This window comes from Streptomyces sp. NPDC020996 (assembly GCF_040641355.1).
Lineage (GTDB): Bacteria > Actinomycetota > Actinomycetes > Streptomycetales > Streptomycetaceae > Streptomyces.
In genome coordinates, this window is sequence record NZ_JBFADM010000072.1 from 1 (window position 1) to 14308 (window position 14308).

Below are 14308 nucleotides of genomic sequence, written 5' to 3' on the forward strand. Positions count from 1 at the left end.
GGCCGGTGATCACCGGCCACCCGGGGAGGTACAGGGCAGGGCGGGCGGCATACGCGGTGGCGAGGGCGACGCCGGGGTGGTGGCTTGGCGCCCCTGCCGACGCTGGGTCAGGGTGCTTCTGTGACCCGGGTGAAGAGCCGGCCGGCGAGGTCGACGCCGGTGACCGCGCCAGCTGCGTCGCGGGAGAAGTGGCCGCGCTGCCCTGTGAGTCCGCCTTCGGTGACGATGTACTCGTCGCCGTCGCCGGGAAGGAAGCCGATGCCCGCGGCCGGGTGGTCCGGGGGCATTTCCTCGTCCGATGCCTCGCGGATCTCCGGCTTGATGCCGGCCGCCAGGGTGAGCCGGGTGCCGTCGGTGGCGATGTCGAGGTTCATGGCGTCGATCTCGTAGCGGCCGACGACCTGCTGGGCCCGCTCCTCGTCGTAGGGGACCGGCTCGGCCGTCTTGGCGGTGACGCCGAGGCAGTGCTCGAGCGCCCACCGCACGACGGACTGGTTGAGGGGGTAGCCGTCTGGGCCGGCGTTGGCCAGGCAGACCACCGCGAAGTCGAGCTCGGGCACGATGAGCAGCTCGGCGAACTGGCCGTTGCCCGAGCCGCCGTGGCCGATTGCGTGCAGGCCGTCCAGGTCGTGCAGGAACCAGCAGATGCCGAAGCCGACGCCGAGCGTGCTGGCGCGCAGCGCGACCGTCTGCTCCCGCATGCGGTGCAGCTCCGCGGTGGGCAGCACGCCCTCGCCGTCACCGAGGTGGAACCGTGCCCAGCGAAGCAGATCGCTCACCGAGGAGGCGAGGCCGCCGCCGGGGTTGTCGCCGCGCGCGCCCTCCCTGAACGCCGCCCAGGGCCGGGCGGGGCGCAGTTCGCCGTCGTCGCCGCGGTTGTGGCCCACGGCGAACTTGCGGACCATCACCTCGGACAGGCCGTACACGGTGTCCGTGAGGCCCACCGGCTGAAGGACGAGCGAGGTCATGGCCTGTTCGAAGGGCAGTCCCGTGACCTTTTCGATGATCCGCCCTGCCAGGTTGTACCCGGCCTGGCTGTAGGATGCGCGGGCCCCGGGCGGTGCGATCAGCGGCAGACGGGACAGCTTCGCCACGAGCCCGGTCAGGGAGCGGTCGCCCTCGCCGTCGTCGATCAGGTTCCAGTCCAGGCCCGCGGTGTGGTTGAGCAGGTTCAGGACGGTGATCTGCGCCGCGGCCCGCTCGTCAGCGAGCTTCAGCTCGGGCACGTAGCTCCGTACCGGCGCGTCCAGGTCCACCCTGCCCTCGGCGACCAGGCGCATCAGCGCGGTCGCCGTGAAGGTCTTGGACACCGACGCCACAGGGAACAGCGTCTTCTCGTCGACCGGCAGCGGGTTGCTCAGGCTCGTCACGCCGTGCGAGGCGCAGATCTCCCGGCCGTCCAGGAGCACCCCGGCAGCGACACCGGGCACGCCGAGCTCCGTGGCCTGCGCCGTGACGAACTCCGACAGCTTGTCCTGCAGCATCTCTCCCCCTTCACGCACTTGAACTAAGTACGAGACGCAGCGTAGCGGGTGACTTGAACAAAGTGCAAGGCGTCATGAACTAAGTTCAAGTAAGATGTGGCCATGGCGCGAGACACCCTGACCGCAGACCTGATCGTCCGTGCGGCCGTCGAACTGCTCGACAACGTGGGACTGGACGGCCTCACCATGCGTGGCCTGGCAGAACGGCTCGGCTCGGCTGCCACGGCCGTCTACTGGCACATCAAGACCAAGGACGACCTGGTTCGGCTCGCCGGTGACGCGGTCTGGCACGAGATCGAACTGCCCGACCTCGCCGCCACCGACTGGCGCCCGGCCGCCACCGCCCACGCCGGCGGCATGCACACGATGCTCACCCGGCACCCCTGGCTCGTCCAGGCGTTCGGCAGCCACCTCCTGCACGGACCCGGCCAGGCCCGCTACAACGACCTCGGCCTGGCCATCTACGAAAAGGCTGGTTTCACCGCCGACGGCGCGGACCGCGCGGCCGCCGCCGTGTTCACCTTCGTGCTCGGCAACGCCCTCGGCCCTGCCGCACAGGTCTCTCTGAACCGTCGGCTGAGCAAGAACGGCGCAGACGCCGGGCAACTGATGGCCGACGCCATGACACGCGCCACCGAGACCGCCATGCAATTCCCGCGTCTGCGTGAACGCCTCGACACCACGGCCGCCGCGGAGTACGCCGCAGCGCCCGACAGCACCTTCGAGTTCGGCCTTCAGTCCCTCCTCGACGGCTTCGAGGCCCGCCTCGCTGCCGAAGGCGCCGGCCGGCGGAAGTGACCCGCGCCCGGCCCACGACGCCGGCCTGCTGCGGGGACGGTCACCACGGACTCCACCCCGTCCCGCAGCATCCGCAAGCCCCGGGCCGACAGCCGCCCGGGGCGGCGGGAGTCGGAGCCGTCCAAGACCGTGGTCCCGTCGGCCTTCAGGTGCCCGGCCCGCACTGGATGCACGGACCGCACGCCGCGGTAGCGCAGCAGTGGAGCATGAACTCCTCGCACAGCAGCCGGGTTTCGGGCCACGCGCTGCCGGTGGCCGTATGGAGGACTGCGGTGCGCCCCAGGCCGATGCCGTGCGCGGCGGAGCCGGTGAGCATCCGCGCGAGGCGGGCGGTCAAGTACGCGCCGCGCTCCCCGTCGATGACGGTGTCCGGCTCTCGCCGGCGGCGAGGCCGGGCGGCGACGGCATGAACGGTGGCGTGGGGCATGGCGGTGCGTCACTCCTCCGCGGCCGGGTCGGGCAGTGGGCTGGGCGGGGATGATGAGGGTCCGGGCGTCGGCGGACCACGGGGCGCGGGCCGGCCGGGGACGGCCCTTGGACAGCACCACGACCGGGCCGGGTTCGAGGGTGAGGTGGCAGCACACGCCTCACTGGCGGGCCGGATCGTAGAGTCCGGGCGGCCGGTGTACCAATCGTTGAAGCGGTCGGTGCCGCGGAAGGGAGACGGCGGCCGGGATCCGGTCCTCTTGACGATGTCGCCGGCGCGGGCCACGCCTGCGTGGACGGGTACCGGCGCGCGCTTCGAGAACGGCCCGTTGGCGGTCGTCGACGTGGCCGCGGACGGGCAGGTGCTGGCGTACTGCACGGGCGGTCTGGTCCTGGACGTGCCCGCCAAGTCCCTCCCGGCCCTGGTGGACTGGACGTTGCGTGAGGCGCGGCTGGGGCACCGAAGTTGTCCGGTCCGGGCAATGAGAGCCCATAGGACGTCGAACCGACGGCCAGCGAGGGCGAGGACCGCCTGTTTGTGGCTCTTCCCCTCGCTTCTCCTGCGGTCGTAGAACGTCCTCGACGTGGGACAGAAGCGCGCGGCGACCTGGGCGGAGGGCAGAACACGCGCAGGAGCCGGCCGCGGACCGGCTGGAGGCGTATCAGCGCGGAACGCCTCGCGCGCGGCGGCCGGCGCGCCGCGGGACGCCACGGCACGCGACGGGCCGGCCGTACGGACCCGCTGGACACAGGGGCTTGAGGTGCGGCCATGACGTAGCGCCCCAAGGGCGGCCGATGGGAAAGCTGTCCGGACGTGCTGACGCGAATGACCGGCCCGTTCGGCCGGGGCGGCACGAGCCAGAGGTTCGCGGGTCGGAGGAAGAAACGGGGCGCTTCCGGAAGGTCGCGACGGCACTCGGGGGCTTCCTGTGCTTCGGGCGGAGGCCGTGCCGGCCCGTTCGGCGGATGCCGAGTGCCCGGACCTGTCTGTCTGCCCCAGTGCTGACGTGCCGGTGACGTCGGTCGCCGATGAGTGGCGAGAAGTGACCTATGGAGGGGCCGTGTGCATGCCATCTCATATTGCCCCTCGACACGCACGCCGCTCGGCAGGAGCAGCCCGTATGAAATCCCAGGACAACCACCTTCAGGAGCCGTACGGTCTCCCCGCCTTCACGTTTCCCCTCTGACGTCGTGGAAGTGTCCTTCCGCCCCGTCTCGGCTCACAGCGCTCTCGTGGAGTGGGCGGGGGAGGATTCCTGACAGCTCGGCCTGGTGGAGACCGACTACCGGGTGCGTTACTGCGCCAAGGGCATGGACGAGGCACGCCGACAGGACACCCGGTCGAGCGATGAACCGGAACTGGACTGCTATTTGCTGCAGTTCTGGCCCGCCCCGGCCGCACCGGACCGCGTCCTGAAGCAGACCTCGGCGATCGCCGCGTACTGGCACGACTACGCCCGCCGGCTGCCCAGCCAGGCCCTGCGCGACGTCGTCGGCAACGTGCGCGGCCTGCTCCCCTTCGACCCAGCCCTCGTCCACGCCATCGACGCCGCCGCCCCCGAGACCCAGCGGGCCATAGCCCTGCCGGCCGCGCGCCGCGCCTGCGAGGCGGCCGGTCTCACCGTGCGCGAGGACGACCAGCCCGGCCCCGGCCAGAGTCCGGGTGCGCACCGGTAACCGCGTCCGGTGCACACCCGACGCGCGCCGACCACCGCGCGATATGCCTCGGGCCGTCCCCAGCCCGACGCGAGGCGCATGGGCCAGTGGTGCTGCCTCATGTGTCAGACCCAGGTGGAAGGCTTGGTGGGATTCCGGGTCCGTGGAGAGGCGGCTGTCGTGTGGAGCGAGGGGGATGTCTGGCAGCTACGCCGGGGAGAGCAGGTGGTCGGAGAGATCCTCATCGAGGAGGGCGACTTCCCCTGGCTGTCCGGGCGTTTCGTGCCGGCTGAGGGCTTTGCCGAAGTGAAGCCGCTGTTCGAGCGTGAACTGGAGCTGGTCGAAGAAGAGGACCTCGATGAGTGGGACGAGGTGGTCCGTGAGATCGGTGAGCAGCTCCAGCTGGTCGCTCCCGCGGGTCCGGTTGCGGAGTTCTTGCTGCATATCGACGGTGAGCGGGCCTGGTTCCGATGGAGCGACGAGCCGTTCGTCTGAGTGGCGGCCCTGCCGTCGTGGAGTCCGCCGCAGGGGAACGACGGCATGGTGGGCGGGGCGGCTTCCGGCGTGGCCGACAGCGCGACGAGGGTGACCGGCTGCTGGCAGTGCGGGCAGTTGCCCCGACGTTCCGGCCCGCCGGGACCGGGGCGGCGGCAGCCCCTGACTGCCCCCACCCGGTCGGGTGAAGACACGGCGGGGGCGGAGGTCTCCCAGGCCACGACCCGGCGGGAGAACGCGTCGCGGATCGCGGACAGCCAGAGTGGTCCCTCCCTGGTGGGGATCATGGTCAGGTCGGTGACCCACAGCCGGTTCGGCCCGTTCGCGGTGAAGTCGCGTTGCACCAGGTCAGGGGCGAGATCGGCGTCCGGGTCACGTCGGGTGAAGCCCTTGCCCCGGCGGGTGCTGATTCCGGCGAGGCCGGCCTGGCGCATGAGCCGTTCGACCCGCTTGCGGCCGACGTGGACGCCCTCACGCTTGAGGACGGCGTGCACGCGGGGTGAGCCGTAGATCCCGCCGGACTCGTCGTGGACCTGCCGGATCCTGCCCGTCAGCTCGGCATCCCTGCGGCGCCGTTCGCACGGCTCGGTCTCGGCCTGGCGCCACCGGTAGTAGCTGGGGGAGGGGATGTTCAGTTCCCGGAGTACGGGCTCGACCCCCAGATGCGGGTGCTCGTCGATGAGCGCCGTCACCTGGGCAGGGTCGGGTCGAGCTGGGCCGCGAAAAATGCCGACGCCGTCCGCAGGACTTCATTCGCCCGCTTGAGCTGGGCATTCTCCTTGCGGAGGGCGGCAAGCTCCTCACGCTCGGCGGTGGTGAGCAGGTCGCCTCGCTCGCCGGCATCGGCCTCGGCCTGGCGAATCCAGTTGCGCAGGGCCTCGTGATGCACGCCGAGTTCCTCGGCCATGCGGCGGATCACGGGCTTCGGCTCGGAAGCGCGGTACATCCGCACCGCACGCTCACGCAACTCCAGCGGGTACTTCCTCGGGGCAGGCATCGTCAGAGCTCCTCTCCTGAGCCTCATCTGACTGGCTGTCACCTCTTGCCGCATCTTGGGGAAACCTCAGGCGGCGTGCGTGCGGCTGCTGTGCCGGGTGACGCGGTCGGGTGATCAGAAGTCGTGCGGTTGCGTGCCGGGGGGCGTGCCCGGCGTCCCGGTGCTGCTGGGCCTGGTCGCCGCCGCGGGAAGGCGGCGGACGCTGTCCGGGTGGGTGCCAGTCCGGGTTTGGCGTGCTGGTGGGCGGGGCGCGGCGCTGGGGCGGCCGGACGCAAGGGTGTCTTTAGCCAACTCGCGGACTCTTTCCGCGCCGGTGGGGTTCGTGAGGGGGCGGTCGGATGTCTGTGCGGGTGTGTGTCATCGGGGCGGGGGTGTGCGGGCTGGCGGCCGCGCAGGTCCTCAGCGAGCGGGGTATCCCGTTCGACGTGTTCGAGAAGGGCTCCGACATAGGGGGCCAGTGGCGTTTTGGCAACGACAGCGGCACTTCCGCCGTCTACGACTCCATCGAGCTGAACAGCTCGCGGGACATGAGCGGGTTCCCCAAGTTCCCGATGCCGGAGGACTATCCCCTCTTCCCCGGGCATCCGCAGATGCTCGACTACCTCACGCGTTACACCGAGCATTTCGGCCTGCGCCCGTACATCCGCTTCAGGACCTCGGTGACCGGTGTGGTCAAGGACGGGGCCGGTTACGTGGTCACGCTGGACGACGGACGGATGCACCGCTACACCCACGTGGTGGTCGCCAACGGCTTCCACTGGGACCCGAAGTGGCCCAAGCCCGCCTACCAGGGCCAGGGCGAGTTCACCGGCATCCAACTGCACAGCAAGGACTACAAGAGCGCCGATACGCTGCGCGGCCGGCGGGTGCTGGTCGTCGGATTCGGCAACACCGCCTGCGACCTTGCCACCGAACTGTCCGCCGTGGCCGACCGGGTGGTCTCCAGTGCCCGGCGCGGTTTCTGGATCACTCCGAAGCGCCTGTTCGGCAGGCCCGCCGACAAGGTCAACCGTCCGCTCGCCACCATCGTGCCGCCGTTGGTGCAGAGCCTGTTGCTGACCGCGATGCTCTGGGTGACGCAGGGCAGGATCAGCCGGTACGGCCTGGCGGCCCCGGGGCACCTCGCACTGCGTACCCACCCCGCCACCTGCGAGGGGTATCTGCCGGCGGTCAAGGCCGGGCGGATCGTGGTGCGGCCGGGCATCGAGCGCTTCGACGGCGGCAATCGGGTGCGGTTCACCGACGGCTCGGCCGAGGAGTTCGACGCGATCGTCTGGTGCACCGGTTTCAGGTTCAGCTTCCCCTTCCTGCCCGAGGAGCTGACTCCGGTGATGGTCGGCCCGATGCGGCTCTTCCGCCGGATCGTGATGCCGGATCACGAGGGGCTGTTCTTCCTCGGCTTCGCCAAGACGCTGAGCGCCATCACCCCCGTCGCCGAGGCGCAGGCCGAATGGATTGCCGATCTGATCGAGGGACGTACCCGGCTGCCCGGCCGGGAGGCGATGCTGGCCGAGATCGCCGCCGACGAGCGCAGGGTGCGCCGGCGCTACTGTGCGACGCCCCGGCTCACCGTCGAAGTGGACGTCTACCGCTACCTGCGCCAACTGCTGCGCGACCGCCGCCGCCACCTCGCCGCCGGCCCTCCGCTTGCTGTCCACCGCAACCGTGACACCACCGGTGACACCTCCGGCCTCACCCCCGGCCCCGGCCCCGCCCGCAGGCCGGCCCGGCCGGATCCCGCCTGAACACCCAGGAGTCTCCATGACGATCGACCCCGCCCCGGCCGAGGCGCACCGCATCTGGGAGAAGTGGATCGCCCTGTGGAACGGCGACCTCTCCCTCGGCAAGGAACTGCTCGCCGAGCGGCTCACCGTCCACTCGCCGAAGCTGTCGGACAGCATCGACCCGAGCCTGATCGGCGACCGCGACGGCGCCCTCGCCCTGATCGGCGCTGTCCAGGGCATCGCGGACCTGACCTACACCACCGAGGTGGGCCCGATCGCCGAAGGGGCCTGTGTCACCGGCGGCTGGCGGCTGACCGGCACCTACCGCGGGGGGCTGCCCGAGGCCGCCGCCGCGCCCGGCACGCCGGTCACCAACCGGGGCATCGACATCCTGCGGATCCACCAGGGCCGGGTCGCCGAATGGTGGAGCGCAGCCGAGAACCTCCGGCTGCTCGCCGCTCTGGGACTGCTCCGTGCGGGCTGAGCGAAGGTGCGGCGCGCTCGCCGCGCGCCTGGCGAGCCGGCTGATGCGGCTGCCGCCGGCCGTCACCCCCAGCGTCCGGGTCACCAGGGGCATACGGGTGCCGATGCGGGACGGCGTCGACCTGCTCGCCGACCACTACACGCCGGCCGGCGCCGCCCGCCCGCCGACCCTATTGGTGCGCAACCTGTATGGCTGGGACCTGCCCATCGGCCTGCTCTACGGCCGGCTGTACGCCGAGCGCGGATACCAGGTGCTGGTGCAGCGCTGCCGGGGAACCTTCGGCTCGGGCGGAACGCTCGACCCGTGGGTCCAGGAGGCCGCCGACGGCCAGGACACCGCCGCCTGGATGAGCAGACAGGACTGGTTCTCGGGCGAGTTCGCCACCATCGGGGCCAGCTACCTGGGCTACGTGCAGTGGGCCCTGCTGGACGATCCGCCGCCCCAACTGCGCGGCATGGTGGTCCAGATGGGTCCGCACGAGTATGCGCCCGTCGCCTGGCCGGGCGGCGCGTTCGCCCTGGACACGATGGCCGGCTGGGCGTCGATGCTCAGCCACCCCAAGCGCGGACCGGTCAGGGACACCGTGCGCCAAATGCGGGAGAAGCGGAGACTGCAGCGGATCGCCTACCGGGAGCTGCCGCTCGGACCGGCGCTCGCGCGGGCGCTGGGCCGCGGCGACCCGCACCTGGACGCCTGGCTGGCGCACGAGGCCGCCGACGATCCGTACTGGTCCGCCTCCGACCACAGCGCCGGGCTCTTACGGGGCCCCGGCGTTCCCGTGCTGCTGCAGGGCAACTGGTACGACGCCTTCCTGCCGCAGACGCTCCGGCAGTACGCGCTGCTGCGGGCCGGCGGCGCGGCACCCCGGCTGACCATCGGACCGTGGACGCACACGGCGGTCGGCCGCTGGTGGCCGGCCTTCATGGCAGACTCCCTCAGCTGGCTCGCCGGAGTCTTCCCCGACCACCAGGCCGCCGGCGGCCACGAGGTCCTCTCCGGCCGAGAGCCCGTGCCCGGCCGAGGCCCCGTATCCGGCTCCGGCCGCAGCGCCGCCGACCGCCCCGCCGGGCCGGACCCTGTGCGCCTGTTCCTGCTCGGCGCCGGGGAGTGGCGCGGCTTCGGCGCCTGGCCGCCGCCGCAGGCGCTCTCCCGACGCTGGTACCTGCATCCGGGCGGCCGGCTCGATTCCGCCCCGCCGCCGCCGAGCGGCCCCGACCGCTACCGCTACGACCCGGCCGACCCCACCCCGGCCGTCGGCGGCGCGTGGACGGGCGCGGGCGCCGGGCCGCGCGACAACCGCGCACTGGAGGCCCGTGCGGACGTACTGACCTTCACCACCGACCCGTTGGAGGCAGACCTCGATGTCGTCGGCGAGGTCTCGGCCGAGCTGTACGTACGCTCCAGCCTCGCGCACACCGACTTCTTCGCCCGGCTCTGCGACGTGCACCCGGACGGCCGGTCGGTGGACATCACCGACCGTCTGATCCGTGTGCGGCCCGGGTCTACGGCTGCCGGCCGGACCGATGCGGACGGAGTGCTCGCGCTCGCCCTCGACCTCGCACCGACCGCCTGCCGGTTCCGGGCCGGCCACCGCATCCGGCTCCAGGTCTCCAGCGGGGCCCACCCCCGCTTCGCCCGCAACCCCGGCAGCGGCGAGCCGACGGCGAGCGCCGTCCGCCTGCTGGCGGCGGACCAGGAGATCCACCACGACCGGCAGCGGCCCTCCGCGATCCGGCTCAGCGTCCTTCCGCCCGGCAACTGATGCCCCGGGACGACCCCGGCGAGACCGCTGGCCCCCACCGGCTCGACTGCCGATCGAGGTAGTCTCCGCGGGGGTGCCCCTATGTCTTTGGTGAAGGGAAACGGGGGTGCGTTGGGTCGGCGAGCCGGGCGGCATGGCGGGGTGGCCGACCTGCTGTGGGATGACGTCAAGTGCTTCTTCGATACGGACTTGATGATGTGTTCTGCAGGCTTCCTGCGGGAGATCGGGCGGCGGCTGGGCAAGCCGGTGCTGATGGACCCGGAAGGTGACTGTGGCCATCCGGTGCTCGGCCTCGACGTCGAGGCCGATCGAGTCGTCCTCCTTGCAGACTCGCAGGTCAGGTGACTGAGGCCGATGCGTGCGGTTCGTGGAGAATTCCGTCACGGAGCGTCGGCCGTGGGTTCAGCGTGACTGAGGGACTTTCACCGGGAACCCAGGGTGTCCGCTGCAGGCGTGCTCGGAAGTGCGGTGGGTTCGTCGTCACTGAGTTCAGGAAACATCCTTCCGCAACGACGCGATGAGGAGGTCAAGGTCCCCGCGTGCCGTGTACGTACGGATCGGGTCGATGTAGTCGCGTGACTCGATGATCTGACCGTCCCGCACACGCATGACGAAGACGCAGGGCACCTTGGCCATGGAGTCGTCCGGCAACGTGAACTCGTAGGCGAACTCGGCGACGATCACTTCGGGATCGGCGGTCTCGTGAACGACGACATCGACGACACTTCTCTTCGGCAAGGACTCCCGAACTTCCGGCGGCACCGTGAAGTGCTCCCGGAGCGCACGCCGACTCGTCAACGGCTCGGACTCCGGCGTCGCCATCGGATGCCGGACATCGGTGACCTCGCCATACAGGTCAGGCAACTCGCTTGAGTTCCCGTCGGCGACTCCATGAACAAGCCGGAGAAACACCTCGCGCGGACTCAGACTCACAAGACCCCCCAAGTGATACGCACAGACAGCTAACGATCATTATCGCCTGATGCGGGCCGGTACTGCGGACTGTCTCGACCAGCAGCATCCCACCCGTCCGGCCTCACGCGTGGCGCTGGACGCGGACATGCGGACATAGGTCAGTGCTCCTCACCTGGAAGTGCTCCTTCAACAGCAACGGCCGGGACCCTCCACAGGTCTCATCGTTGCAGGTCAGCAGCACTTCTCGCGTCCCTGAGCAAGCGGTAGACGGCACCGCTGTTGAAAGCCTGAGGTCTGGTGAGCGGACAGGTGCCTGCGGCAGTTGCCGCTAATCGATGCTGAGCGATCGCGCGGTCGCCCGATTCGGCAGGACTCTTCGCACAGATGCAAATCCCGTGGGCAGCATGACAGTTGACGCCGTAGTCTCCCCGGATGACTACCGTTTCCGTCGAAGATCTCGCACGTGCATGCACCGCTGTCGGCGACCTGCTCGCCGAGGTCCGTCCCGAGCAGTGGAAGGAGCCGACACCGTGCACGGAATGGAACGTGCGCGAGGTGGTGGCCCACCTGGTCGGCATGAACCTGGTGTTCGCAGCCATGATCGAGGGCGGCCCGATGCCCGAACGCGGAGCAGACCGCCTCGGTGACGACCCGGTCGCCGCCTACCGGTCCTCCAGCGCTTCGCTGCTGGCAGCTTTCTCCGACCCTGGGGTGCTCGAGCGGAGTTATCGCGGACCCTTGGGGAGTGCCACGGGCGCCGAGCGCTTGCAGATCCGTCTGTACGATCTGCTCGCTCACGGATGGGACCTCGCTCAGGCCACCGGAATCCCTGCCCGGCTGCCCGAAGACCTTGCCGAGCAGGCTCTGGCGTTCGCTCAGGCCCAACTCTCCCCCCAGTCCCGAGCGGGACGATTCGCCGAGCCGCGACCCGTCGAGGAGACTGCTCCGGCCATCGATCGCCTTGCCGCGTTCCTTGGCCGGCCGGTCTCACCGCAGCTGTGAGACCGATCGAGTGCAACTGACAGCCCCAACGGCGCGGTGATTTCGGCCGACGACGGTTGAGCCGCCTTCTGGCCGACCAGGGCGCCCGTATCGGGCACCGGCACTGGCGGGGGCAGTTATTGGTCCTGGCTTACCTGCGCGAGGCGTACCTCCTCTGCATCGAGTTGTTCCTGCACTCGCAGCAGAACGGCGTCGTCGATGCGGTGCCCATCGCGCAGGGCGATGACGGCGGAGCGCTTGTGTTCCAGGAGCGCCAGGCGCAGGGAAGTCTCCTGACGTCGGCGTCGCAGGAGAGGTTCGGACTCAGGGTCGCTCGCGGCGTCGGCGGCGTGCACTGTACTCAGGTGCGTTTCGTACTCGGTCTTCAGCCTCTCGACGGTCTCGGCGTCGATACCGAGGTCGGCCGCTGTCGCGGGGAGTGCGTCCAGAACGGCCCGGGAGGCAGCGGTCCGGGCGAGGGCAAGCTCCTGCTCGGAGTCCGTGTCCTGAGGCAGCCGTGCCCAGCGGGCGACGGCCGGAAGCACCAGGCCCTGCACCACGAGGGTGGCGACGACGACACCGGCGGCGACGAAGACGATCGCGTCACGGTCGGGGAACGGCGCGCCGGAGTCGAGCGTGTAGGGCACAGACAGGGCCAGGGCCAGGGAGACGGCTCCGCGGAAGCCGGCCAGAGCGCTGACAGCCCGGGCACGGTGACCCATCCGGCGTCCGCGCTGCTGCGGACGCCGGTCCAGCGCCCTGATGGTGTACACCGCGACGAACAGGAACAGGAAGCGGACGATGACCAGCGCACACGCCACCGCCACCACCATCACCACGGCCTCGGTCAGGGCGGTACCGGACAGGGCGCGGACCGCCGCTTGCGCTTCGAGCCCGACCAGAACGAACAGGGCGCCGTTCAGGAGGTACATCGCCAGCGACCAGAAAGCTTCTGTCTGCCGCCGGGCCGCAGCCCGGCCCAGGCTCGGCCCGGCCTGGCTCATGATCAGCCCGCACACCACCACTGCGAGCACGCCTGATGCCTCGATCTGCTCGGCCACCAGGTAGGCGCTGAACGGGATCAGGATGATCGTCAGGTTGTCCAGCAGCGGGTCGCCGAGTTGGCGCACCCGACGCCGCAGCTGGATGCCGAGCCATGCCACCACCGCTCCGGCGGCGAGGCCGCCACCGTAGGACAGCGTCACCAGGCCGCTCACATGGGCCGCGCTGAGGTGCTCGGAGCCGACGGTGACGCCGACCGCGAGGCTGTAGACGACCAGCGCGGTGCCGTCGTTGATGAGAGATTCGGCGCGCAGCAGTGTGACGTTGCGCTGGGGCAGCAGCCGGGACGCGACGCCGACGGCGGTGGCGTCCGTCGGCGCCACGGCGGCGCCGAGCACCCAGGCCGGGCCCCACGGCAGACCGAGCATGTGGGCGAGCGCGGCCACGGCCCAGGCGGTGACGGCGACCAGAAGCGTGCCGGTCAGCACGATGCCGCGCAGGTCCCGCCGGATCGCACGTAGCGAAGTGGTCACGCTCTCCCAGTACAGCAGCACCGGCAGGAAGACGAGCAGCAGCACATCCGGCGGCAGTTCTGTCTCACGCAGGGCGGGCACGAAGCCGAGGGCGACGCCGGCGGCCAGTTGCAGGACGGGTACGGCCACCCGGAGCCGGTGGGCGAGGGCCCCGCTGACGAGCAGGGCGCACCCGAGGATCACGATGAACTCGAGCGCGGCCATGGGTCTTCCTCCGAGGGATGGGTCGGGCGAGCGGTGTGAGGGGGACGGGCAGCCGGCGTGCCTGCAGCGCGCCCCTTTGTGGTACTCCGGAGCGTCATGCTCACACGTGGTCCGGCCCGCGCCGTTCGTCGGCGTCGCACGCCGATGTCGGGCGGCTGTAGCGGCGCGCACCAGATCCGAGCCGGCGGCCGAGTTCACCAGGTGGTGGCGACGGTCCGTTGGGCGACCCATACGTCGTCGTGACGGGCGTAGTCGGTGGCCAGGCGCAGACGCCAGCCTGCGCGGGTGCCGTACACGGTGGCGTCGGTCACGGTCCGAACCGTCAGGCAGGCCGTGCCGTCGTCACCGACGTCATAAGCGGTGTCCTTCTCCTTGATGGAGTGGTAGAGGAACCGTCCCTGCCGCATCTGCGTCAGCCACTCGGCCTTCGGCTGCACGTATCCCGTCATGTGGGTGAGAGTGAAACTCTCCGCGAGCAGGTCGTCGAGAGTTGCGGTGTCCCCTTCGAGCATGGCGTCAAGGTAGGCGCGGTGGGCCTCCCGCAGGTCCGCGGTGGCCGTTGCGTCGGGGGCGGGCATGGTGACTCCTTGTCGGGGTTGTGAGTTGGGTCCGGCCCCCTGGGATTGATCGGGTCGCTCACCGAACTTGGACGGCGCCCTCTGGGGCGATGGCTTCTGCCACGACGTGCCATCCGATACGTGGTGGCTGCTGGTGCGGCACGTCGACTGCCCCTGTGGTTGTGACGCCGCACCTGCTGGGCGGCACCGCCAGCAGCCAGTGGTGCGCCACTTCGACGGCCCGCTCATGCCAACCCCGTAGTGAGGACCTGTCCCGGCGACTGTGGGAA

General features: G+C 70.6%; 14 protein-coding genes and 3 pseudogenes. 9 read left to right on the plus strand and 8 right to left on the minus strand.

Annotated features, from left to right (window positions below; genetic code table 11):
- Positions 1 to 107: 107 nt before the first annotated feature.
- Positions 108 to 1484 (minus strand): serine hydrolase domain-containing protein, encoded by a 1377-nt coding sequence (locus tag AB0G63_RS33575; protein WP_360758239.1) that lies wholly within the window; start codon positions 1482 to 1484, stop codon positions 108 to 110.
- A gap of 102 nt (positions 1485 to 1586) precedes the next feature.
- Here AB0G63_RS33575 and AB0G63_RS33580 point away from each other — a divergent pair, with 102 nt between their 5' ends.
- The gene (locus AB0G63_RS33580; protein WP_360758241.1) at positions 1587 to 2282 is read left to right on the plus strand and encodes a TetR/AcrR family transcriptional regulator C-terminal domain-containing protein; all 696 of its coding nucleotides are present in this window, start codon (positions 1587 to 1589) and stop codon (positions 2280 to 2282) included.
- Positions 2283 to 2427: 145 nt separating this feature from the next.
- On the opposite strand, the gene AB0G63_RS33585 is transcribed toward AB0G63_RS33580, so the two are convergent.
- On the minus strand, positions 2428 to 2709 hold the full coding sequence (locus AB0G63_RS33585) for a hypothetical protein (RefSeq protein WP_360758243.1): 282 nt from the start codon (positions 2707 to 2709) through the stop codon (positions 2428 to 2430).
- A gap of 298 nt (positions 2710 to 3007) precedes the next feature.
- Between AB0G63_RS33585 and AB0G63_RS33590 the strand changes: the two are divergent.
- Positions 3008 to 3189: pseudogene (locus AB0G63_RS33590) on the plus strand (hypothetical protein); the annotation flags it as partial.
- Here the strand turns inward: AB0G63_RS33590 and AB0G63_RS33595 are convergent.
- Positions 3190 to 3324: pseudogene (locus tag AB0G63_RS33595) on the minus strand (IS110 family transposase); the annotation flags it as partial.
- A 656-nt stretch (positions 3325 to 3980) separates the two neighbouring features.
- Here AB0G63_RS33595 and AB0G63_RS33600 point away from each other — a divergent pair.
- Positions 3981 to 4385 carry a hypothetical protein gene (locus AB0G63_RS33600; protein WP_360758245.1) on the plus strand — a complete coding sequence of 135 codons (405 nt, stop codon included), beginning with the start codon at positions 3981 to 3983 and terminating at the stop codon, positions 4383 to 4385.
- Between the two features lie 99 nt (positions 4386 to 4484).
- Positions 4485 to 4859: a hypothetical protein gene (locus tag AB0G63_RS33605; protein ID WP_360758247.1), complete on the plus strand. Its 375-nt coding sequence runs from the start codon at positions 4485 to 4487 to the stop codon at positions 4857 to 4859.
- A 407-nt stretch (positions 4860 to 5266) separates the two neighbouring features.
- Here the strand turns inward: AB0G63_RS33605 and AB0G63_RS33610 are convergent.
- Positions 5267 to 5551, minus strand: a pseudogene (locus AB0G63_RS33610) (IS3 family transposase); the annotation flags it as partial.
- Entirely contained in the window at positions 5548 to 5856 is a 309-nt protein-coding gene (locus AB0G63_RS33615) for a transposase (RefSeq protein ID WP_360758249.1), read from the minus strand. The pseudogene AB0G63_RS33610 and the gene AB0G63_RS33615, both read right to left, overlap by 4 nt.
- A 338-nt stretch (positions 5857 to 6194) precedes the next feature.
- Between AB0G63_RS33615 and AB0G63_RS33620 the strand changes: the two genes are divergently transcribed.
- The 4 genes from AB0G63_RS33620 to AB0G63_RS33635 all read left to right on the plus strand — a co-directional run bounded on the left by AB0G63_RS33620 (position 6195) and on the right by AB0G63_RS33635 (position 10171).
- Entirely contained in the window at positions 6195 to 7601 is a 1407-nt protein-coding gene (locus tag AB0G63_RS33620; protein ID WP_360758251.1) for an NAD(P)-binding domain-containing protein, read from the plus strand.
- Between the two features lie 16 nt (positions 7602 to 7617).
- On the plus strand, positions 7618 to 8064 hold the full coding sequence (locus AB0G63_RS33625; RefSeq protein ID WP_360758253.1) for an ester cyclase: 447 nt from the start codon (positions 7618 to 7620) through the stop codon (positions 8062 to 8064).
- Positions 8054 to 9826: a CocE/NonD family hydrolase gene (locus tag AB0G63_RS33630; RefSeq protein WP_360758255.1), complete on the plus strand. Its 1773-nt coding sequence runs from the start codon at positions 8054 to 8056 to the stop codon at positions 9824 to 9826. Before AB0G63_RS33625 ends, AB0G63_RS33630 begins: the two co-directional genes overlap by 11 nt.
- 141 nt (positions 9827 to 9967) lie before the next feature.
- The gene (locus AB0G63_RS33635) at positions 9968 to 10171 is read left to right on the plus strand and encodes a hypothetical protein (RefSeq protein WP_360758257.1); all 204 of its coding nucleotides are present in this window, start codon (positions 9968 to 9970) and stop codon (positions 10169 to 10171) included.
- Positions 10172 to 10315: 144 nt separating this feature from the next.
- Here AB0G63_RS33635 and AB0G63_RS33640 read toward each other — a convergent pair whose 3' ends face one another.
- A complete protein-coding gene (locus AB0G63_RS33640; protein ID WP_360758259.1) occupies positions 10316 to 10759 on the minus strand; it encodes a nuclear transport factor 2 family protein in 444 nt (147 codons plus the stop codon).
- A 414-nt stretch (positions 10760 to 11173) separates the two neighbouring features.
- On the opposite strand from AB0G63_RS33640, the gene AB0G63_RS33645 reads away from it, so the two are divergent.
- The gene (locus tag AB0G63_RS33645; protein ID WP_360758261.1) at positions 11174 to 11743 is read left to right on the plus strand and encodes a TIGR03086 family metal-binding protein; all 570 of its coding nucleotides are present in this window, start codon (positions 11174 to 11176) and stop codon (positions 11741 to 11743) included.
- 116 nt (positions 11744 to 11859) lie between these two features.
- On the opposite strand, the gene AB0G63_RS33650 is transcribed toward AB0G63_RS33645, so the two are convergent.
- Together AB0G63_RS33650 and AB0G63_RS33655 are read right to left on the minus strand one after the other, a co-directional pair.
- Positions 11860 to 13461 (minus strand): Na+/H+ antiporter, encoded by a 1602-nt coding sequence (locus AB0G63_RS33650; RefSeq protein WP_360758263.1) that lies wholly within the window; start codon positions 13459 to 13461, stop codon positions 11860 to 11862.
- Positions 13462 to 13655: 194 nt separating this feature from the next.
- Positions 13656 to 14039 (minus strand): nuclear transport factor 2 family protein, encoded by a 384-nt coding sequence (locus AB0G63_RS33655; protein WP_360758265.1) that lies wholly within the window; start codon positions 14037 to 14039, stop codon positions 13656 to 13658.
- Positions 14040 to 14308 lie beyond the last annotated feature (269 nt).

Excerpts from the sequence above, each read along its gene's own strand:
- AB0G63_RS33575 (WP_360758239.1), bottom strand. The coding sequence starts at position 1,484 with ATGCTGCAGGACAAGCTGTCGGAGTTCGTCACGGCGCAGGCCACGGAG.
- AB0G63_RS33580 (WP_360758241.1), top strand. The coding sequence starts at position 1,587 with ATGGCGCGAGACACCCTGACCGCAGACCTGATCGTCCGTGCGGCCGTC.
- AB0G63_RS33585 (WP_360758243.1), bottom strand. The coding sequence starts at position 2,709 with ATGCCCCACGCCACCGTTCATGCCGTCGCCGCCCGGCCTCGCCGCCGG.
- AB0G63_RS33605 (WP_360758247.1), top strand. The coding sequence starts at position 4,485 with ATGTGTCAGACCCAGGTGGAAGGCTTGGTGGGATTCCGGGTCCGTGGA.
- AB0G63_RS33615 (WP_360758249.1), bottom strand. The coding sequence starts at position 5,856 with ATGCCTGCCCCGAGGAAGTACCCGCTGGAGTTGCGTGAGCGTGCGGTG.
- AB0G63_RS33620 (WP_360758251.1), top strand. The coding sequence starts at position 6,195 with ATGTCTGTGCGGGTGTGTGTCATCGGGGCGGGGGTGTGCGGGCTGGCG.
- AB0G63_RS33625 (WP_360758253.1), top strand. The coding sequence starts at position 7,618 with ATGACGATCGACCCCGCCCCGGCCGAGGCGCACCGCATCTGGGAGAAG.
- AB0G63_RS33645 (WP_360758261.1), top strand. The coding sequence starts at position 11,174 with ATGACTACCGTTTCCGTCGAAGATCTCGCACGTGCATGCACCGCTGTC.
- AB0G63_RS33650 (WP_360758263.1), bottom strand. The coding sequence starts at position 13,461 with ATGGCCGCGCTCGAGTTCATCGTGATCCTCGGGTGCGCCCTGCTCGTC.
- AB0G63_RS33655 (WP_360758265.1), bottom strand. The coding sequence starts at position 14,039 with ATGCCCGCCCCCGACGCAACGGCCACCGCGGACCTGCGGGAGGCCCAC.